Origin of the sequence: Acinetobacter calcoaceticus DSM 30006 = CIP 81.8 (assembly GCF_000368965.1) — a bacterium.
In the GTDB taxonomy this organism is placed as follows: domain Bacteria; phylum Pseudomonadota; class Gammaproteobacteria; order Pseudomonadales; family Moraxellaceae; genus Acinetobacter; species Acinetobacter calcoaceticus.
The window spans coordinates 1938696-1961953 of the sequence record NZ_KB849780.1 but is presented as its reverse complement, the minus strand read 5'-3'; the positions used below and the strand labels follow the sequence as shown (position 1 = coordinate 1961953).

General features: G+C 39.0%; 20 protein-coding genes. 14 read left to right on the top strand and 6 right to left on the bottom strand.

The genetic code is table 11. The features are described from left to right. Positions 1-42: 42 nt before the first annotated feature. From pepP to F936_RS14140, 4 genes are all read left to right on the top strand, one after another. A complete protein-coding gene (gene pepP / locus F936_RS14155) occupies positions 43-1362 on the top strand; it encodes a Xaa-Pro aminopeptidase (RefSeq protein WP_005048323.1) in 1320 nt (439 codons plus the stop codon). Between the two features lie 31 nt (positions 1363-1393). Next, positions 1394-2602, top strand: a complete 1209-nt coding sequence (gene ubiH / locus F936_RS14150; RefSeq protein WP_005048322.1) for a 2-octaprenyl-6-methoxyphenyl hydroxylase — start codon at positions 1394-1396, stop codon at positions 2600-2602. Continuing rightward, positions 2599-3831 carry an FAD-dependent monooxygenase gene (locus F936_RS14145; RefSeq protein WP_005048320.1) on the top strand — a complete coding sequence of 411 codons (1233 nt, stop codon included), beginning with the start codon at positions 2599-2601 and terminating at the stop codon, positions 3829-3831. The genes ubiH and F936_RS14145 overlap by 4 nt, the downstream gene beginning before the upstream one ends. Before the next feature lie 206 nt (positions 3832-4037). Then, entirely contained in the window at positions 4038-4289 is a 252-nt protein-coding gene (locus F936_RS14140; RefSeq protein ID WP_003652849.1) for a hypothetical protein, read from the top strand. 60 nt (positions 4290-4349) lie between these two features. On the opposite strand, the gene F936_RS14135 is transcribed toward F936_RS14140, so the two are convergent. After that, positions 4350-4751 (bottom strand): MerR family transcriptional regulator, encoded by a 402-nt coding sequence (locus tag F936_RS14135; protein ID WP_005048318.1) that lies wholly within the window; start codon positions 4749-4751, stop codon positions 4350-4352. A 65-nt stretch (positions 4752-4816) separates the two neighbouring features. On the opposite strand from F936_RS14135, the gene F936_RS14130 reads away from it, so the two are divergent. Next, on the top strand, positions 4817-5458 hold the full coding sequence (locus F936_RS14130; RefSeq protein WP_004641857.1) for a cation efflux transmembrane domain-containing protein: 642 nt from the start codon (positions 4817-4819) through the stop codon (positions 5456-5458). A gap of 56 nt (positions 5459-5514) precedes the next feature. Here F936_RS14130 and F936_RS14125 read toward each other — a convergent pair whose 3' ends face one another. Continuing rightward, positions 5515-6117, bottom strand: a complete 603-nt coding sequence (locus F936_RS14125) for a LysE/ArgO family amino acid transporter (protein WP_005048316.1) — start codon at positions 6115-6117, stop codon at positions 5515-5517. A gap of 105 nt (positions 6118-6222) precedes the next feature. Here F936_RS14125 and F936_RS14120 point away from each other — a divergent pair, with 105 nt between their 5' ends. After that, entirely contained in the window at positions 6223-7113 is an 891-nt protein-coding gene (locus F936_RS14120; protein WP_005048314.1) for a LysR family transcriptional regulator ArgP, read from the top strand. A 131-nt stretch (positions 7114-7244) separates the two neighbouring features. On the opposite strand, the gene rsmI is transcribed toward F936_RS14120, so the two are convergent. Further along, positions 7245-8081 (bottom strand): 16S rRNA (cytidine(1402)-2'-O)-methyltransferase, encoded by an 837-nt coding sequence (gene rsmI, locus F936_RS14115; protein WP_005042132.1) that lies wholly within the window; start codon positions 8079-8081, stop codon positions 7245-7247. Positions 8082-8290: 209 nt separating this feature from the next. Between rsmI and F936_RS14110 the strand changes: the two genes are divergently transcribed. The 3 genes from F936_RS14110 to F936_RS14100 all read left to right on the top strand — a co-directional run bounded on the left by F936_RS14110 (position 8291) and on the right by F936_RS14100 (position 10344). Then, complete coding sequence (locus F936_RS14110) at positions 8291-8692, top strand: YraN family protein (protein WP_005042129.1); 402 nt, start codon at positions 8291-8293, stop codon at positions 8690-8692. Between the two features lie 77 nt (positions 8693-8769). After that, on the top strand, positions 8770-9477 hold the full coding sequence (locus F936_RS14105; RefSeq protein WP_003652832.1) for a BON domain-containing protein: 708 nt from the start codon (positions 8770-8772) through the stop codon (positions 9475-9477). A 3-nt stretch (positions 9478-9480) separates the two neighbouring features. Next, complete coding sequence (locus F936_RS14100) at positions 9481-10344, top strand: alpha/beta hydrolase (protein WP_005048312.1); 864 nt, start codon at positions 9481-9483, stop codon at positions 10342-10344. A gap of 28 nt (positions 10345-10372) precedes the next feature. Here the strand turns inward: F936_RS14100 and nudC are convergent, their stop codons facing one another. From nudC to dnaQ, 3 genes are all read right to left on the bottom strand, one after another. Continuing rightward, the gene (gene nudC, locus F936_RS14095; protein ID WP_004641863.1) at positions 10373-11116 is read right to left on the bottom strand and encodes an NAD(+) diphosphatase; all 744 of its coding nucleotides are present in this window, start codon (positions 11114-11116) and stop codon (positions 10373-10375) included. Beyond that, positions 11116-12759, bottom strand: coding sequence for a hypothetical protein (locus tag F936_RS14090; protein ID WP_005048310.1), 1644 nt, complete (start codon positions 12757-12759; stop codon positions 11116-11118). The genes nudC and F936_RS14090 overlap by 1 nt, the downstream gene beginning before the upstream one ends. 131 nt (positions 12760-12890) lie before the next feature. Then, on the bottom strand, positions 12891-14267 hold the full coding sequence (gene dnaQ, locus F936_RS14085; protein WP_004641866.1) for a DNA polymerase III subunit epsilon: 1377 nt from the start codon (positions 14265-14267) through the stop codon (positions 12891-12893). 232 nt (positions 14268-14499) lie between these two features. Here dnaQ and F936_RS14080 point away from each other — a divergent pair, with 232 nt between their 5' ends. Genes F936_RS14080 through F936_RS14060 form a run of 5 tightly spaced genes read left to right on the top strand, consistent with a single transcriptional unit; the run spans position 14500 to position 23224 of the window. After that, positions 14500-17709, top strand: a complete 3210-nt coding sequence (locus F936_RS14080; protein ID WP_005048308.1) for a lytic transglycosylase — start codon at positions 14500-14502, stop codon at positions 17707-17709. A 15-nt stretch (positions 17710-17724) separates the two neighbouring features. Beyond that, the gene (locus F936_RS14075; protein WP_026055534.1) at positions 17725-19560 is read left to right on the top strand and encodes an extracellular solute-binding protein; all 1836 of its coding nucleotides are present in this window, start codon (positions 17725-17727) and stop codon (positions 19558-19560) included. 31 nt (positions 19561-19591) lie between these two features. Continuing rightward, positions 19592-20644 carry a microcin C ABC transporter permease YejB gene (locus tag F936_RS14070; RefSeq protein ID WP_003652818.1) on the top strand — a complete coding sequence of 351 codons (1053 nt, stop codon included), beginning with the start codon at positions 19592-19594 and terminating at the stop codon, positions 20642-20644. After that, positions 20644-21654 carry an ABC transporter permease gene (locus F936_RS14065; RefSeq protein WP_005048304.1) on the top strand — a complete coding sequence of 337 codons (1011 nt, stop codon included), beginning with the start codon at positions 20644-20646 and terminating at the stop codon, positions 21652-21654. Before F936_RS14070 ends, F936_RS14065 begins: the two co-directional genes overlap by 1 nt. Continuing rightward, a complete protein-coding gene (locus F936_RS14060) occupies positions 21629-23224 on the top strand; it encodes an ABC transporter ATP-binding protein (RefSeq protein WP_100224328.1) in 1596 nt (531 codons plus the stop codon). Before F936_RS14065 ends, F936_RS14060 begins: the two co-directional genes overlap by 26 nt. Positions 23225-23258 lie beyond the last annotated feature (34 nt).

Genomic DNA, 23258 nt, shown 5'->3' with positions numbered 1-23258 from the left:
TTTTATTTTTTGACTTTAAAATTCTAAATCAAGTAGATCATTATGAAATTGCCTCAAGCTGATTTTCGACATCGTAGAGACCGTCTGGCAGAAAAAATGGGTCCAAACAGTATTGCAATTATTGCAACGCGTGAGGAAATGTACCGTAATCGTGATGCGGATTATAAATTCCGTGCCGATAGTAGTTTTTTCTATTTGACTGGCTTTGCTGAGCCTGAGGCAGTTGCTGTCATTGAAACCTTCGAGGACGATGACTATAGCTATAGTCTTTTTTGCCGTGAACGTAATCGCGAGATGGAAATCTGGAATGGTTACCGTGCAGGCATTGATGGTGCAATTGAAGATTATGACGCAGATGAAGCATATGCAATTGATTTGCTTGATGAAGAGATTATTGAAAAGTTATTAAATAAAGAGCGTCTTTATTATCGGATTGGGCACAATGCTGCGTTTGATGCACGGGTGAGCCAGTGGATTAAACAAGCAGATGCCGAGCACCGACATGAAAGCGCTCCAGCTCAATTGGTACAGCTCGACCGTATTGTCGATGAAATGCGTTTAGTCAAGTCACCACAAGAACTTGAGCTGATGCAAATTGCTGCAAATATTAGTGCTGAAGCGCATACGCGTGCGATGCAAATGGTACGTCCAGGCATGATGGAATATGCTCTTGAAGCTGAGCTGAATTATATATTTGGGCAAAACGGTTGTGTGCCTTCTTATAACAGTATTGTTGGTGGTGGTGCTAATGCTTGTATTTTGCACTATGTTGAAAATAATAAGCCATTAAAAGATGGTGATTTAGTCTTGATTGATGCAGCTTGTGAATATGAGTTTTATGCATCGGATATTACCCGTACTTTCCCAGTAAATGGCAAATTTAGTGCTGAGCAAAAAGCCTTATATGAAGTTGTACTGGCTTCCCAATATGCAGCCATTGATGCAGTTCGTATTGGCAATTCTTACCGTGAACCTCATGAAGTTGCAGTCAAAATTTTAACTGAAGGCTTAGTTAATTTAGGTTTGCTCAAAGGTGATGTTAATGAACTCATCGAAACCGAAGCATACCGTCAGTTTTATATGCATGGCACAGGCCATTGGCTAGGTATGGATGTACATGATGTTGGATCTTACAAAAAAGGTGAAGACTGGCGTCAATATGAAGAGGGTATGGTTGTTACAGTTGAACCTGGTTTATACATTGCGCCAGATGATGAAGCTGTAGATGAAAAATGGCGTGGTATTGGTATTCGTATTGAAGATGATGTGGTCGCAACGTCGAAAGGGCCACGAGTTTTAACTGCCAATGTAGTTAAAGATATTGCAGATATTGAACATTTAATGGCGCAAGCTAAAGCATAATTAAACGTATTCGCCAAAGGAGCAAAACTCGATGCAACAACAAGTGATTATTGTAGGTGGGGGTATGGTGGGGTTGAGCCTTTCACTCATGCTAGCGAAGGCCAATATTACAGTAAAGCTATTGGAAGCTGTGAAATACCCAAACTATGATGATCAAAATGTTGCCCCTTATCATTCGAGTTTTGATGCACGTAATACGGCTTTATCACGTCGTAGTGTGCAAATTTATCAAAAGTTAGGGTTGTGGGATGCATTACAGCAACATGCTACTCCAATTTTACAAGTCCACATTACTGAGCAAGGCAGTTTTGGTAAAGCACGTTTAATCGCAGAACAAGAAAAAGTCGAAAGCTTTGGGCAAGTGATTGAAAATGCTTGGCTTGGTCGTGTTCTGTTAACTCAAGTGCGTCAACAACCTTTGATTGAGTTGATTGATGGCGTACAAGTTACAGCTTTAACTCAAGATGCTGAACAAGTACATATTGAAGCTCAGCGTGGTGAGGAAATCTTAAAGCTTGAGTCAAAATTATTAATTGCGGCTGATGGACGTGATTCTTTTTGTCGTCAGGCAATTGGCGTCGGTGTGGATGTCCATGATTATGATCAGGTTGCAATTGTCACCACGGTTCAGACATCGAAACCGCATGAGCATGTTGGTTTTGAGCGTTTTAGTGCATTAGGTCCTTTAGCTTTATTGCCTTTACCGGGTGAATATCGCCGTTCGGTTGTATGGCCTGTAAAAAAAGGCACCGAAAATGAATGGCTGGGCGATGAAAATGACCAACACTTCTTAAGTGCCTTGCAACAAACCTATGGTGACCGAGCGGGTAAGTTTGAAAAAACGGGTAAACGTTTTAGCTATCCACTTTCACAAGTGCTTGCACATAAACAAGCTGTAGGTCGCGTTATTTTAATGGGTAATGCAGCGCATACAATTCATCCTGTTGCAGGACAGGGTTTTAATTTATGCCTACGTGATGCAGATGTTTTGGTGCGTTATTTAGTGAACCAGATAAGCACTTCTGATGATTTGGGTAACCCTGATAATTTACTTGCCTATGAACAAGCTCGTTTATCAGATCAGCAGCGGGTGATTAAGTTCTGTGACACTGTAGTCCGTGGTTTTAGTAACCAAAATCCATTATTAAAATTAATTCGTAATACAGGATTAATTGCATTTGATGTTATTCCGGGTGTAAAACCGTTGGTGGCTAACTATGCAATGGGGTTAAAAGCATGAGTGAAGTGTTGGATGTCGTCATTGTGGGTGGTGGATTGGTTGGTGGTTTAACTGCTTTATTACTTGCGCAAGGTGGCGTACAACCCACAGTGCTTGATGCGGCTCCTGTACTTGATGTTGAGAAAACATTAAGTGTGATGAATCCACGTGTTTTAGCGCTTAGCCAAGCGACCATTCATTTGCTTAAAACGGTAAATGTTTGGGATGATCTTGCGCGTCAAATGCCTTATACGGGCATGCAGGTCTGGAATCTTAATGGTTATGGTGAAATTAATTTTGGCCATGAGTCCATACAAAGACCGATGCCAGAACAAGCGTTAGGTTCTATGGTTGAACCGAGTGTATTAAATGTTGCCATTCAACAAAAAATGTTGGAGCAATTAACAGATTACCGTACCCAAGTTCGTGTTACTCGTATTGAGCAGGGTGTTGGATGTTGGCATATTCAATTGGCAGATGGTACTACGCTTAAAACTAAACTGCTGATTGGTGCAGATGGTGCTAATTCATTTGTACGTGAACAGGCTTTTATTGACCTCGATGTACTGGATTACAAACAAGCAGCCATTAGCTGTGCCATTAAAACTGCAAAACCCCATCATTATGTTGCCCGTCAAATTTTCTTACCTACAGGACCTTTGGCATATTTACCTATGGCAAGTCTTGAAGAAACTGAAAACGGATACTGGCAATCAATTGTTTGGACACTACCAGATGATTATGCCGATGAATATTCAGCTTTAAACGATACTGCGTTTATGCAGCTTTTAACTCAAGAAAGCCAACACATGTTGGGTGAAGTATTAGACGTTCGTTCCAGAGCACAATTCCCGCTGAAAGCTCGCGCTGCAAAACAATACGTAAAAGCAGGCTTAGCTTTGATTGGTGATGCCGCACATGTGATTCATCCACTTGCTGGACAAGGGGTAAATATTGGCTGTCTTGATGCAGCAGTACTGTGTGACGTGTTGCTTCACGATTTAAGCCGTGGTGTATGGGCACATGATCAAACTTTAATGCGCTATGAGCATCGCCGTAAAGGTCAGAATGATGCAATGATGCATAGCATGTCGGTAATTGGTTGGCTTGAAAGTAGTGAATTATTCCCAATCGTTTGGGCTCGTAATATGGGCCTTAAGCAAGTTGAGCAGATTCCGGTTTTAAAAGATAAATTTATGCAACAAGCAAATGGTTTAGGGGCTTTACAAAGTACCCGCTATAGGCATTAAAATATTTACTGGGCCTATATTCTACTAAGCGAATTAAATGCCAGTAGATATTTTTTGAACAATCATTTATATATCATTACCAATTTGGTCATAAAAGATACGGAATTGACCAAATTGGCTCTTTGCTAAATGCAAAGAGGTTGCTAAATTTCTGAGGTCTTGGGACCATAGCAATGATGCAATAAAATCATTCTGGGGAGTGTGAAATGTCAGATATCAATGATTATGAAGATGCAGAAGATTCTGCTGTAGATGAAGATGAAGCGAAAGCAGCAGAAAGCGGTGCAGCTGATGAAGAAGCAGGCAGTATGAGTGATACTGATCTTGCTGAGGCAGAAACGCTGACTGTCACTGCTAAACAGAAACAGCGCCAAGCGCTGGAAGATGAAATCGCTGCATTTTTAGCTCGGGGTGGGAGAATTACCGAAGTTCCTCCTGATGAACATAGCGACCATTAATCTTAAAAAAGCATCACATGAGTGGTGCTTTTTTATTTGTATGAATTTACCAAAACAGGTTTAAGGAGAGCTTTGCAGTTCTTTTAAAATCCCACATTCATCTACTGTTCGATTGGTAGAGCAGTGCTGTTTTAAATCAATTAAAGATTCTTTTAGAAGCAATAATCGTTCAATTTTTTCTGATACTTCATTTAAGTATTTATCTACTAAATTATCAATTTTCGTACATGCCTGTTTAGGCTGAGTTTTCATTTCTTTTAACGTTTTAATATCACTGAGTGAAATATCTAATTCGCGGCAATGCTTAATAAACAATAGGTCGCCAAGTGTTTGCTCAGTATAAATACGATAATTATTTTCTGAACGTTGGATACGATCAAGTACACCTACTTTTTCGTAATAACGGATCGTATCAATTGGGACATCCGCTTTTTTTGATAATTGACCAATAGAAAGACTCATAAGGCTTGACTCTGGAGCTACTCGAGGGTTTTTAATCACTATAAAAGAGTTTTAGAGGAAATGAAATGGCTGGATGTGGTTGTGCTTCAACATGTTCTCCTTCAAAGAAAGTGAGTCCACGGTTTAGAAAAGCGCTATGGATTGCACTTATCATTAATGCATTGATGTTCGTAGTGGAAATCTTGGGTGGTTACAAAGCCCAATCGGTTTCACTATGGGCAGATGCATTAGATTTTGCCGGAGATGCAGCAAACTATGCGTTATCGTTAGTTGTTCTTTCGATGAGCTTATATTGGCGTGCAACAGCAGCATTAATGAAAGGAATAACGATGACAGCTTTTGGCGTTTTTGTCATTGGAAAAGTGGTCTGGTCGTATTTCCATGGTGTTCCACCTGAACCTATGGTGATGGGCGCAATTGGCGTGATGGCTTTAATTGCGAATGTTTCAGTGGCTCTGATGCTTTATGCGTTCCGCGATGGAGATGCCAATATGCGTTCTGTCTGGTTATGTAGTAGAAACGATTCTATTGCCAATGTTGCTGTAATTTTAGCGGCGGTTGGGGTATTTGGAACAGGCAGTGTATTTCCCGATTTATTTGTTGCCTTTGTAATTGCTTACTTAGGTGTATCTTCTGGCTACGCCGTTATAAAGCAATCACAGCAAGAAAGAAAACAGTCAAAGCTGGTGTTGGGTTCTCAAGCATAATTTTAAGCGTATAAAAGTACCATTTAAACATGGTACTTTTTGCTGTTTTAAATGAACTAGATGAGTAGTGATATTGCGATACTCCACATAACGCAACCAATAATAAAGTCTAAAATTTTCCAAGCTTTTGGATTGGTAAATAATGGTTTTAATAATCTTGCGCCATAACCCAGACTAAAAAAGAAAATCCAAGAGGCAACAATGCTGCCCAAAGCAAAACTAATTTTGTCTTCTAGCTGGGTTGCAACTGAACCGATCAGAACGATAGTATCCAAATAGACATGTGGGTTGAGCCAAGTAAAGGCAAGACAGGTCACTAGGGCTTGAGTTAAAGTCTGTTTCTGGCTGCTATCAAGCTCCATACTCTGGGTCGTTTTTAAGGCTGCATAGAATGCTTTCGCACCGTAAACCAATAAGAACGTTGCTCCTAAATATTTAGCTACCGTAATTAGAATAGGAGAGGCCGTCATGATTTCGGCAAAACCTAATACACCAAAAGCGATTAGAATCGAGTCGGAAAGCGCACAGATTAAACATAGCCAAAATACATACTGCTGTTTAAGCCCTTGTTTTAGAACAAAAGCATTTTGAGCACCAATTGCTACAATAAGCCCGCTACCAATACCGAAACCTTTAAAAAATATACTAAGAGAGAACATAACAGTAAGGTGAAAAAATCAGTTGGGGGAATTATCTGACTTTTTCTTAAGAAATAAGTAAAATTAAGAATATTTAGGTTTGGCTAAAAAAAATTTAGGTTTGATATGTTAGATAGCAAACAATGTGAAGCCTTTCTTGCAGTAGCAGAAGCGGGAAGTTTTGATGCCGCAGGTGAGCATTTATATATTACTCCCTCGGCAGTATCCTTACGCGTGCAGGCTTTAGAAAAGTATTTAGGTCAAATTTTAATTATACGTGGTCGTCCATGTGTACTCACTCAAGCAGGGCAAACGCTACTACAGCATTTACGTCATACACGATTAATGGAGCAAAACTTATTACAAGGTTTGATGGGTAAATCATCTGAATCAGAGTTCTACAAAATTGCTCTAGCTTCAAATGCGGATTCGCTAGCGACTTGGCTTTTACCGAGCATTCAGCAAACCCTTTTTAAAGAAAAAATAGTATTAGAACTAAAAATTGATGATCAATCTCACACGCATACTTTATTAGAAACAGGACAAGTCAATGCCTGTATTTCGGCAGAAGAGCAGGTCATGTCAGGCTGTTTAGCTCAACCACTCGGAAAAATGCGTTATAAAATGTTGGCTTCGGCTGAATTTGCTGCTGATTGGTTTAAACATGGCGTAAACCGAGAAACTTTAAGAAATGCACCAGCTGTCATTTTTAACCATAAAGACCTTATGCATTCAGAGGTATTACTGAAATATTATGGGTTGCCTTTGCAGAGCTATCCTTACAGTTTTATTCCAGCTACAGATGCCTTTGTGAAAGCGATTCAATTGGGTTTGGGATATGGCATGGTGCCCGAGCTTCAAGTTCAATCTTTACTAAAAAATGGAACTTTAGTGGATGTTATACCCGAAGCTGAGCTTGACATCCCGTTGTATTGGCATCATTGGAAAAGACAGTCTAAACAGTTAGATGCACTGACGGAGACTATTGTGGAGTCAGCGAAACACATATTGAGATAGAATTTAGGTACTTTTAAAAGCCATAAAGTTTGCTCTGATTTTGAAGTTATTTTTATCTTTAATACTATTATGCAAAATTCAGTCATGGTGATGACACAGACTATTGGTCATCACCATACTTAATTAAAAAATTACGATTGTGTTAACTCTAACGCACGTTGATAAGCGATTTTTTTCTTAATTCCTGTTAAATCGGCAGCAAGTTGAGATGCTGCTTTAACAGATAAGTCTTGGAGTAAGCGCTTTAAAAGCTCGTCTAGTTTTTCTTGTTCTAGATCTGTTTTTGCAGCTGCACCACCCACAACCACTACAATTTCACCTTTTTCTTGGTTATGGTCATTTTCAATGAAGCTGACCAAATCTTTTAACGTCATTTTTTTGATGGTTTCAAAGGTTTTAGTAATTTCACGTGCAAATCCTACAGGACGGTCTTCACCAAATACTTGAGCCATATCTTTAACAGACTCTAAAATACGATGAGGTGCTTCATAGAAAATTAAGGTCTGGGTTTCGTTTTTGAGTTTTTCTAATTGAGAAATACGTTGTGAAGCTCTAGATGGAAGGAAACCTTCAAAGCTAAAACGATCACTCGGTAAACCTACAGCACTTAAAGCAGCAATCGCAGCACATGCACCCGGCACAGGAACGACTCTAATGCCATGCTCTTGAGCAGCACGAACTAATTTAAACCCTGGGTCACTAATGAGCGGTGTACCTGCATCACTAATTAAAGCAACGCTATCGCCAGCAAGTAGTTTTTGAACTAACTGCTCAATTTTATTGCTTTCATTGTGGTCATGACATGCAGTAAGTTGAGTCGATATATTATAGTGCTTAAATAATTGTGCTGATTGGCGAGTATCTTCGGCAGCTACAATAGAAACTGATTTTAAAATATCAATTGCACGGAAAGTCATATCATCTAAGTGCCCGATTGGGGTGGCTACTACAAATAACTGAGCACTCATTTGGTTTTACTCCGTACAGATAAACAATTTTAATGGGGTAGTTTACCCGAAATTATGATTTGGGCGTGAACAATGTCTGCCAGCTTGAGCTTTTCGAAAATGATCTGATTCTCATTTGTTCAATTTAGATCTGAGATAGCAGATGAATTTAAGAAAATAACTGACGCATAAAAATATGTAGAGCTACTTTTTAATTTGGGGGAATAAAAATGTTATTAGCACAGCAGTTGGGGAAATGGGCAGAGCAAACTGCGTTAAACCTTTTACAAGCACAAAACTATGTGTGGGTCACAAGTAATTACCATTCACGCCGTGGCGAAGTTGATTTAATCGTCAAAAGAGGGCAAGAGTTAGTTTTTGTTGAAGTAAAAGCACGCACTATAGGAAATTATGGGCAGGCTTGTGAAATGGTAACGTGGACAAAACAGAAGAAAATTATCAAAACTGCGATGCGTTTTTTACAGCGCTATCCATCTTATCAGGATTTTTATTGTCGTTTTGATGTGATTTGTTTTGATTTTCCACAGAAAATTGCAAAAACAGTACAGCAAGACTTTTCAAAATTCCATTATGATCTGCAATGGATCGAAAATGCATTTACTTTGGATTAAGAGTTCATTACTCTTTTGAGCAAATTTAAGTCTGATGCTTTATGATCAAGCCAAGAAATTGATAGGAGTCTGGTGGAGTGTTAAAACGTATTGCTGTAACAATGCTTTGTGTCGCAAGTTTATCAGGTTGCGCAAGTTTTATTTCTGGTGGAACAGGCACAGCTCCAGTGGGCACAGATAGTGGTGTCCGCAGTCTAGGCCAAGTATTCATTGACTCTTCAATTAAACGTACAGCCAATATCAACATTTATAAACTTGATCAGCGTTTCAAGCAGTCACGTATTAATATCGAAAGTTTCCATAGTACAGTTTTATTAACTGGCCAAGTGCCAGACCCGTACTTGAAACAATTGGCAGAAGACAATCTTAAAGCCATGAGTGATGTGAAAGCCGTACATAACTATATTACGGTGGGTAACAAAGTCAGCTATAACACCATCATGCAAGATGCTGGTGTAACAGCAAATACGCGTGCTCTTTTAATGAAAGCACCTGTGGTTTCTGATAGTAAGGTTCTGGTACATACCGAAGATGGCGTACTTTATGTAATGGGACGTTTAAATACAGCTGAAATTAATGATTTAAATAGCGTCTTACAAAACGTCGGTAACGTTACCAAAATTGTCACTTTAATTGATAATGTTGATTTGGCACCTGCGCCAGCTGCAAGTACGGGTAGTGCAACAACTACACCGATTATTAATAACGTCATTGCTCAACCAACAGTTCAAACACCTGTTGCAATTGATCCTGACCAAACAGATCCTGCTTCGACTGCACAGTAATATATGAATCTGATTGAAAAACTACAAAGCAAAATTGAACAGGCGCGAACTCTTTATAAAGAGTTCCGCCTGTATGATTTGGGGAGTTTTGCTTTAAACCGTTTTACGCCAAAAGATGGTTTTGAACAGATTCCAAATGTTCGTTATGGCCTAAAGCCTCGCCACCGTTTGGATGTTTACCGATCTGTTAAAAAGCTAACTCATCAGCCTCTCATTGTTTTTGTGCATGGTGGGGCTTGGCAGCATGGTAATAAACGAGATTATCTTTTTATTGGTGAGACATTTGCCAAAGAAGGTTATGACGTTGCTGTTATTAACTACCAGTTAGCACCTAAAAATATTTTCCCAAGCTTTGTTGATGACTTAACTCAAGCATTGAATTATTTACATCAAAATCAGGGAAAACTGGAAATTTCTACAGAAAATATTGTACTTATGGGGCATTCGGCAGGGGCATTTAATGTGATGTCTGCTGTTTATCACCCTGATTCAACTAAAATTGAGTGTTTAGGGAAAATTAAGGCAATAATCGGTTTAGCTGGCCCATATCATTTTGACTATAAAGGTGATCCACTGGCCGAAGATGCTTTTGATCAAAGCACCTCTTATAAAGAAGTCATGCCATATTATTTCGTTAATCAAAATAATATTAAACATTACCTTTTAATGGCTGAAAATGATCAGATTGTAAAAAAGCACAATACTTTAGATATGGATCAAGCGCTTAGAGAGAAGGGTAATCACAGCCATATCGCCGTGATTCCTAAAACTGGACATATTACAATTTTGGCCAGCCTTTCTAGTTTTATTAGTCATTATTTCAGGACTAAAAGAACTATTTTACATTTTCTTGAAGAAGTGTTTTAAACGAGAATATCGTTTAAAACACAACAGATTACCCAGCTTGGGTAATCTGCATAATCATTGAATGAGCAATACTACCTTTAAATGGAATTTCAGGTAATTGATCAATTTTGAAGAATTGTGCATCTGCAATTTCTTCTTCTTGCAGCTTAATCTCACCAGACTCATATTCAGCTCGAAACGCAACCATAAGGTTACTCGGGAAAGGCCAAGGCTGACTTGACATATATTGAACATTTTTGAGTCTTAGGCCTACTTCCTCAAAAGCTTCACGTTGTACCGCTTCTTCAAGAGTTTCACCAACTTCAACAAAACCTGCAATCAAACCATACATATTGGTTTTATTGTGGACTGACTTCGCCAGTAAGATTTCATCATCACCTCGAGTAATGACGGTAATTATGCACGGGTTTACACGAGGATATTGGTGATAGCGACAAGATGGGCACACCATTGCATATTCAGTTGGATGAACTTCGGTTGGGTGTCCGCAGTGACTACAAAACTTATGATTGCGTCGCCATTCAAGTAACTGTACAGCACGGCTCGCTTGCAAAAACTGTTCTTTCGACCAACTTGTAATGAGTTGGCGAATTGGAACCAGTTGTAAGCCTTCTGGTATAGCTTCCTCAGCAAGCAAGTCACGTGCAATGACCTGCTCATCATGAGTGAAAAGTAAATCACTTGCTAACTTTTCGACTTTGGGTAGTTGAAGGTTTTGATCAACCAGTAATTGTTGATGATGGAAAATATAAGCAAGTGATAATTCAGACATTAAGCTGCCTTTTTTTGAAGTTGTTGACTACTCGACAATGCTACATTAAACATGGATTGTAGAACAGGTTGTTTATTTTTTAAATTGTCAACCAACATGTCAAGGCCTGCTAATACGTTAAAAATACAGTGAATTTGGTCTGTATTAAACGGCTGGTTTTGTTCAAGTTGTTGTTGAACAAATTGAGCAGTTTGGAGTAAAGCATCTTGTTGAATTGTACTTCCTAGAAATTCGGCCGCACCTGCTAGCTCTTTTAATGAACCTGCAATTGCTTCAATATTTTGTGTCTGATCATTTGCATACAAGGTAAGACTTTGACAAATAAAATCAATTAAATTTTTTGTCTCGGTGAGTAAGGCTTGATGTGCCTCATCAAGGCGATCTAAAGAAATATTTGTATTGTTCACATTAAGCTGTAAACGACTAGACGTATATTGGCGTACCAAAATACCAATTGAGTTCATGGCAGATAAAATGCTGTCCATAAGCTGCTGAGCATAGTTTTCATTACTTAGTATGTTGAGCTGACTTAAACTATTTGCCTGTTGAGATAGTTCAGATGCAGCTTCATCAAGATTAAGCAGTTTAAATGTATAAGCTAATTGCAAAAGGCTCGTTTGTAATTGCTGTGCTTTTTCAGTCGACATATTTTGATAGTTATATTCAATATCATTACGCACTTTGTTCATTTCGCTCAATATTAATTGGCTGACTGTGTGCATGGTGTCAAAGTCAGGCCCATAAAGATGGCGGCTTAAAACGAGTAGTTGAGTATCTGTAGGTATTTCTTCACCGATATGGAGTTGGTTGCGAATATGGTGAGCAACCTCATCTTCTTGAGCAATAACAATACTTAAAATATCTGCAAGTGGAGCCAAATCAGGCTTAAAAGTTTCAGGACTTGCTAAGAACTGACCAATATAACTTTCAATATTAATGAGTACACGTAGGCGTGAATCATTTAAAAGAAGGTTATCAATATGGCCGAAAGCATAATTTACGAGTTGCCAATATTGTTGGCTTGGCTGGTGGTTTGCCATGCTGACCAAATAGGTACCAATAAGTTTAAAAGCTTGAAAATTATGATTAGCTTCTGTCTTGTTTAAAAATTGATGTAGAGATAGCTTATAGAGTTGATGAATAAACTGAGTTGTTTCATTAATCAATACTTCTGGTAATGGGAGTTCAAGTGCAGTATTTGCAAGTAAAGGAGCAATCGCTTGTCCAGAAGATGTCAGTGGTTTATTTAAAGCTAATTCTAAATTGTTTAATGTATTAAGAAGAAACTGAGGTACTTGTAATTCACGCAAACAGATAAACTCAATATACCGTTTTACCATGGTCGTGCCTTCACTCAGTGCAACGACATCGTTGGTGTTAATTTGCGTTGGCTTCGCAATAATTTTTTGCATCAGCTCAGTTGAATATTGAGTGATTTTTGCAAGATAGGGGATATCAATTAAACGGAGGACTTGAGTGCATTGCTTAAATTGTTCTAATGCATCATCAATACCGAAAGGGAGTGTTTGTTCCTCAATTAAAGTACTTACTGCGCCTTCAACCAGTTTTATTGAACGATCAATTTCATGTTTAATGATGAGTAAAGCTGTTGGATCGAAATGAATCGAAGTGTGCTCAGACATAAACGTTCCCCTTTGCAAAAAAAATCAATTGTTATATTCGTAGTGCTCGGTAATTTGAGCTAAAAATCTATGTGACTAATATAACTTAACTTACAAAGGGGAAAAGCTAAAAACGCTAAAGAATCAAAAATTTATTTTGCAAAAAGGCAAGGTTCTCCATGTTTTTTCTCAAATTCTTTGACCCAAGTCTCATGTGTATTTAGCTCTTCTTCGGAAGGAAGAATAACTGGTAGTTCAATTTGAACTCTGGTTTTATTTGCTGTGTTCAGGCTATTTTCACTTTGAGATAAGGCATCTATATCAAAAGAAACCTGTCCACCTGTCATTGCTAGGTAAACATCTGAAAGAATTTCAGCATCGAGTAATGCACCGTGGAAAGTACGATCACGTGCTGGAATTTCATAACGTCTTACGAGGGCATCAAGCGAGTTTTTTTGTCCTGGATGTTTGCTTTTTGCTAAAGCTAAAGTATCTGTTACCTCACATACTTCAGAAAGTGCAGGAAGGCCTGCGCGTCTAAACTCCATATCAAGGAAGTTCATATCGAAGGTCGCGTTGTGGGCAATAATCTCTGCGCCTTTTAGATAATCAAAGAGCGTATCGGCAATGTCTGCATAGAGCGGTTTATCTTTTAAGAAATTATCACTGATACCATGGATATTTTCTGAGTCGCCCACTGGTTTTTGCGGGTTAATATAAATATGAATTGAACTACCAGTGAGTTTCCTGTTAATCATTTCAATGGCGCCGACTTCAATAATGCGATCACCATCTTGGAAATAGAAACCAGTGGTTTCTGTATCAAGAATCAGTTGTCGAGGCCCTTGTAATTGTAATTTGGCTTCGGTCACAACAACTTGAGGATGAATATTATTAATTGGTTGCTTACTTTCTGGCTCAGCAGTTTCAACTTCAATAACTTCTTCTTCCACAATAATCATCTCAACTTCTTCGGGTTGTTCAAGATCAATATTATCTTCTTCGGTTACTTCTGCCATATCAAACCCAAAAGGGTCATCAAGCAACCAATCCTCTTCAGGCTTTTTTATATCTTGCAGGGCAGTCGCTTGAACTGTTTTTTTTTGCAGGGCAGTTTGATCAGCTCCGATATTTGCAAGCTCATCGGCCATTTCGTTGCCTGCATGTCCAGCATGGCCTTTAATCCAATGCCATTCAATATTTCGACCGGCACAGACGGCATCTAATTTTTGCCAAAGGTCAGGATTTTTTACATCCTTCCAGTTTTTCTTTTTCCAGCCATGAATCCATTCAGTAATCCCTTGCTTCACATAATTTGAATCTGTCCAGATAATTAAATGAGCATCGGTTGGGCAAAATGCAACGCCTTCAATCGCAGCAGTGAGCTCCATGCGGTTATTGGTTGTATCCGGTTCACCGCCAAATAATTTATGTTCACCCTGCTCGGTAATGACATATGCGCCCCAACCACCTAAGCCCGGATTGCCACGACATGCACCATCAACATACAGTGTGATTGTTTGAGACATAAATCGAAACCTAAACTAAAAGAAAAAGAACTGAATATGGTGTATTGTATACGCAAAAAGTTCGGTTCCATCGTAACAAAGCAAGGTTTTTTTAATTTCTTGTAACATTTCCATGCAAATGACATCAAATTATTGCCTTGTCTATCTTACACGCTTTAATACAATGGCATCGAAGACCTAGGGTTTGTGGCCAGACCCCAAAAAATATTACGCGAGTTGTTTGGAAGTTTTTATGTATAAACCAACCACATTTGTGTGGCAGCCATCTGCGGCATCATTGTTCAAAATTACCGTACTTAGCTCTGCTTTAGCTGCGTTGGGTATTACAACAGGCTGTTCATCGACTCCGCAATCTGCAAAAACCTCTAAATCGAAACAGGTGAGTGGTGCAGGTTATCTAGATGCGAGTAGTCTTGACTCTTTGGAAGACTTACTTTCAGCAACCGATATGCGCGCTGTAGAAGGTGATCGTCTGCTTATTTTGAAGCATGGTGATGTCTGGAAGCGTATGTCAGTTGGTTTCAAAATGGACGTGAATCACTGGGATTCACGTATTGAAGCTCAGCGTAGCTGGTTTATTTCTCGTCAGCCTTACCTTGATCGTTTAAGTGCTCGTGCCAGTCGTTATTTGTACCATACTGTGAAAGAAGCGGAACGCCGTGGATTACCGACAGAACTTGCATTATTACCAGTAATTGAAAGTTCTTATGACCCAGCTGCAACAAGTAGTGCAGCAGCAGCAGGGCTATGGCAGTTTATTCCAAGCACTGGTCGTATTTATGGCTTAAAGCAAACAAGTATGTATGATGGGCGTCGCGATGTGGTTGAGTCGACTCGTGCAGCTTATGAATTTTTAGGAAGCTTGTATAACCAATTCGGTTCTTGGGAACTTGCTTTGGCGGCCTATAATGCTGGTCCGGGACGTATTCAACAGGCGATTAACCGAAATAAGGCGGCGGGCTTACCAACTGACTATTGGTCACTAAAATTACCTCAAGAAACGATGAACTATGTTCCACGTTTCTTAGCTGTTGCTCAAATTATTAAAAATCCAAAAGCTTATGGTGTAGAACTACCACCTATTGCAAATAGACCCCATTTCCGTGAAGTGACTTTATCTGCGCCTTTAACTTTAAATGAAATTGCTTCTGTAGCAGGATTAAGCCGTTCAGAACTTTATGCATTAAACCCGGGATATCGTGGTGAAGCAGTGGACCCTGCAAGTCCAATGCGTATTTTGCTTCCAGCAGATTTAAGTCCTTCAATTGATAATAAATTAAAAGGGAAAAAAACGGGTGGTGGCTCAGGTTGGTGGGCAAATGTAACTTCGCCGTCTACACCTACGGTTAGTCCTTCGACTACAGTAACAACAAAAACAAATCCGACAACGCAAGTTCAGCCAGTTAAACCGTCTTCACCTGTGAAGAATAGTTCAATTACTTCAAAATCTACACCACGTGGTTCAGATGCGTTAGCTGCATTTGCCGCATCGGCAGATGTACCGAGTGCGCCGCGTATTCCTGTAGCTGTGACTAATGCAGCTAATATTAAGCAGCCTGTTAAGATGGAGCCACCAATTTCGGCTTCTGAACGTGAAAAGATTTTAGCTGCTGTTCGAGCTGAAGGTGCAAAAGAAACTGTAGAGCAAGCTCTACAACCGCAAGCAACTCAAGCCGAGAAAGATCAAGTCGTTGCTGAATTAAAAGCAATTGCGCCGAAAGGAACTGAAATTGTCGATCCTTATGATGGCAAAATTAGGTTAACCGCAATTCAGACCAGCCAGTCAGTTGCAGAGCAACAAGGTAAAGAGGTAAGTAGAGGTTTTGCTTATCCAAAAACTTTAGCTGAAGATGCGACTGTCGCTAACTCTGAAGATGGACAACGTAATAAAGATAAGCCTTATATCAAAACTGATACTGATGTTGTAGTTGTACAGCCTAAAGGTAAGCGTAGTACTTATACAATTCAACCAGGTGATACTTTAGCAGTTATTGCCATGAAGAATGGTGTGAACTGGCGTGATGTGGCTAAGTGGAACCAGATTGATCCGGAAAAGACTTTGTTTGTAGGAACTAGTCTTTATCTTTATGATGCGAAACTACAAGAAACTCAAAGTACTTCGAAAAGTACGGCTAAACCAGATGTGTATGTGGTTCAGGCCAATGATAGCTTAAGCGGTGTTGCTAACCAGTTTAATTTGTCAGTAAAGCAATTAGCTGAATATAACGATTTATCAGTGACCGATGATTTGTTTGTTGGGCAAAAACTACAGTTAAAAGAGCCGAAGAATAGCCGCTCAACTGCTAAAGCAGAACCAAAAGTAGTTCAGGCAAATACACGACGAATTGCAACTAAAAGCTATACTGTGAAGCGCGGTGAATACCTTAAATTGATTGCAGATCGTTATGCGCTCTCTAATCAGGAACTTGCTGAATTAACTCCAGGTTTAACTGCGGGTAGTAACTTGATGGTAGGCCAAAAAATTAATGTGCCTACACAAGATATTTCGGTAGATGAAGTTGCTGAAACTAAGACTTCTAGTAAATTTGAGAAAGCGACGCCAAGTGTTTCTTATAAAACAGAAGGCTATAAAGTACAGCGCGGTGATACTTTATCGAGTATTGCAACTAAATCAAAAATTAGCCTAGCTGAGTTAGCTGAGTTAAATAACTTAAAAGCAAGTAGTCATGTACAGCTTGGTCAAACTTTAAAAGTACCAGCTGGTCTAAGTGTGCCTGAACAATATGTTGTACAGTCTGGGGAGAGCCTAAATGCTATTGCTAGTAAATATAACTTACAAACAGGCTATTTGGCTGACTTAAATGGTTTGTCTCGTACAGCAGGACTACGTGCGGGTCAACGTTTAAAACTCACAGGTACAGTTGAAGAAGCACCAAGTAAACCTTCTAAAAATACTAAAGAAGAGACACCTGAGAACTACACAGTTAAATCTGGTGATAGCTTAGGTAATATTGCTAACCGTTACCACTTACAGTTGGATTATCTTGCTGCATTGAATGGTCTTTCACGTAACAGTAGTGTTCGTGTAGGACAACGTTTAAAGCTAACAGGTGATGTGCCTACAGTAGAAACAGCTAAAGTTGATACCAAGTCTTCAACTAAAACAGTTGCGGCTGGTAAAAACACTGAAAGATATACTGTTAAATCTGGTGAGTCTTTAAATAGTATTGCGAGCCGTGCAGGTATTTCAGTACGTGAACTTGCTGAAATGAATGCATTAAAAGCGAGTGCTAATTTACAGCGCGGTCAAAATATTGTGATTCCAAAAACTGTTGTGGAATACAAAGTGAAGCGTGGCGATACGTTAATTGGCCTTGCTAGCAAATATGGTTTAGAAACCAATTTCTTGGCTGAGCTGAATAATTTGACACCTTCTACTCAGCTTCGCATTGGCGATGTCATTAAAGTACCTAATTTATAAAATAATTAGCAACTTATGCATAAATCATATTTTCAACTGAGCCTGCTAGTCGGGCTCAGTGTCGTTTCTCATGCTGTTTTTTCTGCACAGCAAACCACTTCATATATAGCGATTCATTCCAAGCCTAAATATTTAGGAATGCTGGCTATGCCATATGCAAACCCTAATGCACCTAAAGGTGGCTTGTTAAGTCAGGCTGCTCAAGGAACTTTTGATAACCTCAATAGTATGAATGGTAAGGGGAATGCTACAGAAGGCGTTAATTATCTTTTTGATACTTTAATGACCCAATCGCTAGATGAGGTCGGGGTTTTATATCCTCTTTTGGCAGAGAAAGTTACTTATGACCCAGAAAAAACGCAGTCTGTTACTTTCTATTTAAATCCTAAGGCGCGTTTTAGTAATGGACAGCCAGTCACTGCGGCAGATGTTAAATTTAGCTTTGATGCATATCAGACTAAGTCCAATTTAGGTTTGCAGATGTACCTTGCTGATTTGGCAAAAACAGAAGTAATAAATGCCCATCAAGTAAAGTTCAGTTTTAAGTCTACACATAATCCTAAAATGTCTTTCATTTTGGCAACCTTGCCGATTTATTCAAAGGCAGATTGGCAACAAAGAGACTTTAGCCAAATTACTCTACAACCAATTGTTGGCTCGGGACCTTATGTTGTTGAACGAGTTGATGCAGGTAGAAGTATTCTCTATAAAAGAAATCCAAATTACTGGGCAAAAGACTTGCCTATTAATAAGGGGCGCTATAATTTTGATCGTTTAAAATATGTCTATTATCGAAATTGGGATATTGCTTTTGAAGGGTTTAAATCTGGGCAATACACTTTGCATGAAGAAACTAACCCCAAAAAATGGGTAACAGATTATCGCTTTCCAGCAGTAAAAGCAGGGTTAGTTACTCAATATAAGTTCCGTCACCATAACCCAATTGCAACGGAAAGTTATGTTTTTAACACACGACGAAAACCCTTAAATGATATTCGTTTTAGACAAGCCTTAACCTATGCCTATGACTTTGAATGGCAGAATAAAGCTTTGTTTTATGGTCAATATCAACGCCTTCAAAGTTATTTTGCAAATAGCGAATTGGCTGCAACGGGTCAGCCTTCGAAAACTGAATTAGCAATATTGAAACCATTGCTGCCTAAGTTACCTCCACTCATGCAGCAAGGTGTTGTAGCAGATTGGAAATACCCAGTGTCGGATGCGAGTGGATTTAACCGTCAAAATTTATTAATTGCGCGGCAGCTGCTTATACAGGCTGGCTATAAAGTTAAAGATGGACTGTTGTTGACGCCTGAAGGTAAAAAAGTTCAGCTTGAGTTTTTAATTCAACAAGATGGCAAACAACGAACATTAATGCCCTTTGTCCGTAATCTTAAAAAACTCGGTGTTCAGGTTAATTTACGTCAAGTCGACGCTCCACAATATTTAGAGCGCACCCGCCGTTATGACTTTGATATGACCACCATGAATTTGCCGCAATCTCTCAATCCAGGTAATGAGCAGACTCAGTTTTGGGGGAGCATGGCGGCAGCGCAGGATGGAAATTACAATTATGCGGGAATTCGCAACCCAGTAATTGATCAAGTGATTTCAAAACTTGTTGCGAGTAAGAGCCGTGAACAACAGATTATTTATACTCGTATTCTCGATCGATTACTGAGAGCTGGTTATTATCAAATTCCGACCTATGGTAAAGGTGAAAACTGGTATGCTTATTGGAATATGTATCAACAACCTAAAATTAAACCAGCACTTTCGTCTGGAATAGATTATTGGTGGAGTGATGCAAACAAAGCCAAAAAAGTTGCTAAATATTTACATCAACAATAAAAAGCACCTGCCATAAAGGAAATCCTGTTATATGGGTTCATATATTCTCAAGCGACTTCTTTTAATGATTCCCACATTGTTTTTCATTTTATTGATTAACTTTGTGGTTGTGCAAATTGCACCGGGTGGGCCAGTTGAGCAAGCAATACATCAAGCTGAAGGTGATTTGGGAATTGGACGTGCATTAAGTGCAGAGACTTATTATCAAGGTGCTCAAGGTTTAAGCCCTGAAATGGTTGAACAAATTAAGGCGCAGTATGGCTTTGATCGTTCTGCTCCTGAACGCTTTTTCCTCATGTTAAAAGGCTATTTAACTTTAGATTTTGGACAGAGTTTTTTTAAAGATAAACCAGTCGTGCAATTGTTGTGGGACAAAATGCCTGTTTCTATTTCGCTTGGGCTGGTAAGTACTTTTCTGATTTATTTAATTTCTATTCCGCTTGGTATTAAGAAGGCAAGACAGCAAGGTTCATGGTTTGATCACTCCACTTCGTTAGTACTTGTGGTGGGATATGCCGTACCAAGTTTTGTATTCGCTATTTTGCTTGTGGTTTTTTTTGCAGGCGGCTCTTATTTTCAATGGTTTCCATTACAAAATCTTCTGTCAGATAATTTTCATCAACTCAGTCTTTGGGGCAAAGTTACCGACTATTTATGGCATATGACTTTGCCACTTATTACGATGGTATTAGGCGGTTTTGCCAGTTTAACGTATTTAACCAAATATTCGTTTTTAGAAGAACTCAATAAACCCTATGTTTTAGCTGCTTATGCAAAAGGATTGAATAGCCAGCAAGTCTTATATAAACACGTATTTCGTAATGCTATTTTAGTCGTGCTCGCAGGGTTGCCAGAAGTATTAGCGGGTATTTTCTTTGTGGGGAATCTCTTTGTAGAAATTATTTTTCATTTAGATGGTGTGGGGTTGTTGGGCTTTGAAGCCATTGTCCAGCGGGACTATCCAGTTATTTTTGGCGTCTTATTTTTCTTTACTTTATTTAGTCTAATTTTACGTCTCATTTGTGATGTGCTGTACCAATGGATTGATCCTCGGGTTCACTTTGACGCGCAAGGAGGCAAATAATGTCTTTGATTGTGCGGACAAGATTACAACGTTTTAGACAACATAAATTAGGTTGGGCCAGCTTTATTTTATTTAGTATAATTTTGATTTTGTCATTAGCTGCGGAGTTGATTGCTAACGATAAACCGCTGTTAGTGAAGTATGAAGATTCCTATTATTTACCGGTGTTTAAGACATATCCAGAAACGACATTTGGTGGCGTGTTTGAAACAGAAGCAGATTATAAAGATCCGGCTGTGCAAGAACTTATTCATGCTCAAGGATGGGCAGTCTGGCCGCTCATTCAATTTTCATATCAAACTCCTAATTTAGATTTAGCAGTTCCTGTGCCATCACCACCCTCCAAGCAGAACTGGTTGGGAACTGATGATCAGGGAAGGGATGTTTTTGCCCGTATTCTTTATGGTTTAAGAGTATCTTTACTTTTTGGTTTGGCCTTAACCTTTTGTTCCGCTTTGTTTGGCATTACTGTGGGTGCTATTCAAGGTTACTATGGCGGTTGGGTAGATTTATTGGGACAACGTTTGGTTGAAGTCTGGAATGGCTTGCCCATGCTATTCATTGTCATGATTTTGGTCAGCATGTTTGTTCCAAATGTATATTGGCTATTTTTCATTATGTTATTTTTTGGCTGGACAGTTTTAGTGGGAATTGTCAGAGCAGAGTTTTTGAAAGCTCGCCAGCTTGATTATGTTCGTGCAGCCCAAGTTTTGGGAGTGACTGATCGCGTTATTATTTTTAAGCATATTTTGCCGAACGCAATCAGTTCGAGCTTGTCTCAATTGCCATTCATTTTAACAACTAATATTAGTGCCTTAACTGCTCTTGATTTTTTAGGCTATGGCTTACCACCCGATGCAGCATCGTTAGGGGAGTTATTGCTCCAAGGTAAAAATAATTTAGATGCACCATGGCTAGCGATTTCAGGTTTTTTTAGTCTGGCTATTGTTCTTTCACTTTTAATTTATATTGGGGAGGCTGCTCGTGATGCTTTTGACCCAAGAAAATAATACAAATGTTACTCCTGCATTGTTGAAGGTTGAACATCTTTCGATTCAAACGTTAGATCAAAAGATTTTGTTAGAAGACCTTAATTTGCAGCTTAATGAAGGGGAAACACTGGCTATTGTTGGGGAAAGTGGCTCAGGTAAATCACTTAGCTGTTTAGCAATCATGGGGTTACTACAAGAGAAATTAGAAATAACAGGGCAGGTCTGGATTGGTTCCCAAAACATGCTTGAGATAGATGAAAAAGCTCAATCCAATGTGCGTGGTCGACAAATTTCAATGATTTTTCAAGAACCTGCCACGGCTTTAAATCCACTACATCAGGTTGAAAAGATTGTAGGTGAAAACCTTGTTTTATTAGGTTTGAGTAAAAAGGATGTTCGACAACAAGTCATTGAGTTACTCACAGATGTTGGAATTAGTGAGCCAGAACAGATTTTAAAACGCTATCCACATGAGCTTTCTGGCGGTCAACGACAACGTGTCATGATTGCCATGACATTGGCACTGCAACCCAAGATTTTGATTGCTGATGAGCCGACTACAGCACTTGATGTAATTTTACAGATCCAGATTTTAGAACTATTAAAATCTTTACAAGCAAAATATGGAATGGCACTTATTTTAATTAGCCATGACTTAAATTTGGTACGTCAATATGCCGATGAACTGGTTGTATTGCAACGTGGGCGTGTTGTAGAGCAAGGTGAGCTTAGCCAGATTTTTGAAAATCCTAAAACCGCTTATACACAGCAATTATTAGAACATGATTTTGGAAATGCAGAATCTATTGAAATAGGAAAGAATGTTTTGTCCGTTCAGCAGCTTAGCGTGCAATTTCCAATTAGAAAAGGTATTTTCAATCGCGTTCAGGGCTATGTGACTGCAATAGAAGGTTTGAGCTTTGATCTTGCTCAAGGTGAATCACTTGGGGTCGTTGGGGAGAGTGGTGCTGGAAAGTCATCTTTGGCTCTGGCTTTAGTACGGCTCATTAAAAGTGAAGGGCGGATTAATTTTTTAGGACAAGATTTGAATCAGTTGGCTCCCAAAGCTTTACGTTTAGCGAGATCTGATTTTCAACTTGTATTCCAAGATCCATTTGGTAGCCTGAACCCCCGAATGACGGTTGGGCAGATTATTGCTGAAGGTTTAAAAGTAAAAGAAGTATTGAACACTCAAATTCAAGAACAAGTTAAATCTGTGCTTGATAAGGTTGAACTGCCTGAAGATTTTCAGCACCGTTATCCACATGAACTTTCAGGTGGCCAACGTCAACGGGTTGCTTTGGCAAGAGCTTTAGTGGTTCAACCTAAACTTTTAATTTTGGATGAACCGACTTCTGCATTAGACCGAACTACACAAAAAGCCATCATTAAGCTTTTACGACAATTACAGAAAACTGAATATTTGAGCTATATCTTTATTAGCCATGATCTAAATATAGTCAAATCCTTGTGCCATAAAGTCATGGTATTGCGCCATGCACAAGTTGTTGAATATCAGAAAACCGAACTGTTGTTTTCTAAGCCTAAGACTGAATATACAAGACAATTAATTAAAGCAAACTTTTAAAATAAATTATTAAACATTTGTTTTTAAATGGAAT

Bases quoted from the DNA above. Each gene is read 5' to 3' on its own strand.
- F936_RS14080 (WP_005048308.1), top strand. From the start codon at position 14,500: ATGTATAAACCAACCACATTTGTGTGGCAGCCATCTGCGGCATCATTG.
- F936_RS14090 (WP_005048310.1), bottom strand. From the start codon at position 12,759: ATGTCTGAGCACACTTCGATTCATTTCGATCCAACAGCTTTACTCATC.
- F936_RS14075 (WP_026055534.1), top strand. From the start codon at position 17,725: ATGCATAAATCATATTTTCAACTGAGCCTGCTAGTCGGGCTCAGTGTC.
- F936_RS14100 (WP_005048312.1), top strand. From the start codon at position 9,481: ATGAATCTGATTGAAAAACTACAAAGCAAAATTGAACAGGCGCGAACT.
- ubiH (WP_005048322.1), top strand. From the start codon at position 1,394: ATGCAACAACAAGTGATTATTGTAGGTGGGGGTATGGTGGGGTTGAGC.
- F936_RS14135 (WP_005048318.1), bottom strand. From the start codon at position 4,751: ATGAGTCTTTCTATTGGTCAATTATCAAAAAAAGCGGATGTCCCAATT.
- rsmI (WP_005042132.1), bottom strand. From the start codon at position 8,081: ATGAGTGCTCAGTTATTTGTAGTAGCCACCCCAATCGGGCACTTAGAT.
- pepP (WP_005048323.1), top strand. From the start codon at position 43: ATGAAATTGCCTCAAGCTGATTTTCGACATCGTAGAGACCGTCTGGCA.
- nudC (WP_004641863.1), bottom strand. From the start codon at position 11,116: ATGTCTGAATTATCACTTGCTTATATTTTCCATCATCAACAATTACTG.
- dnaQ (WP_004641866.1), bottom strand. From the start codon at position 14,267: ATGTCTCAAACAATCACACTGTATGTTGATGGTGCATGTCGTGGCAAT.
- F936_RS14145 (WP_005048320.1), top strand. From the start codon at position 2,599: ATGAGTGAAGTGTTGGATGTCGTCATTGTGGGTGGTGGATTGGTTGGT.
- F936_RS14130 (WP_004641857.1), top strand. From the start codon at position 4,817: ATGGCTGGATGTGGTTGTGCTTCAACATGTTCTCCTTCAAAGAAAGTG.
- F936_RS14110 (WP_005042129.1), top strand. From the start codon at position 8,291: ATGTTATTAGCACAGCAGTTGGGGAAATGGGCAGAGCAAACTGCGTTA.
- F936_RS14070 (WP_003652818.1), top strand. From the start codon at position 19,592: ATGGGTTCATATATTCTCAAGCGACTTCTTTTAATGATTCCCACATTG.
- F936_RS14120 (WP_005048314.1), top strand. From the start codon at position 6,223: ATGTTAGATAGCAAACAATGTGAAGCCTTTCTTGCAGTAGCAGAAGCG.
- F936_RS14065 (WP_005048304.1), top strand. From the start codon at position 20,644: ATGTCTTTGATTGTGCGGACAAGATTACAACGTTTTAGACAACATAAA.
- F936_RS14125 (WP_005048316.1), bottom strand. From the start codon at position 6,117: ATGTTCTCTCTTAGTATATTTTTTAAAGGTTTCGGTATTGGTAGCGGG.
- F936_RS14140 (WP_003652849.1), top strand. From the start codon at position 4,038: ATGTCAGATATCAATGATTATGAAGATGCAGAAGATTCTGCTGTAGAT.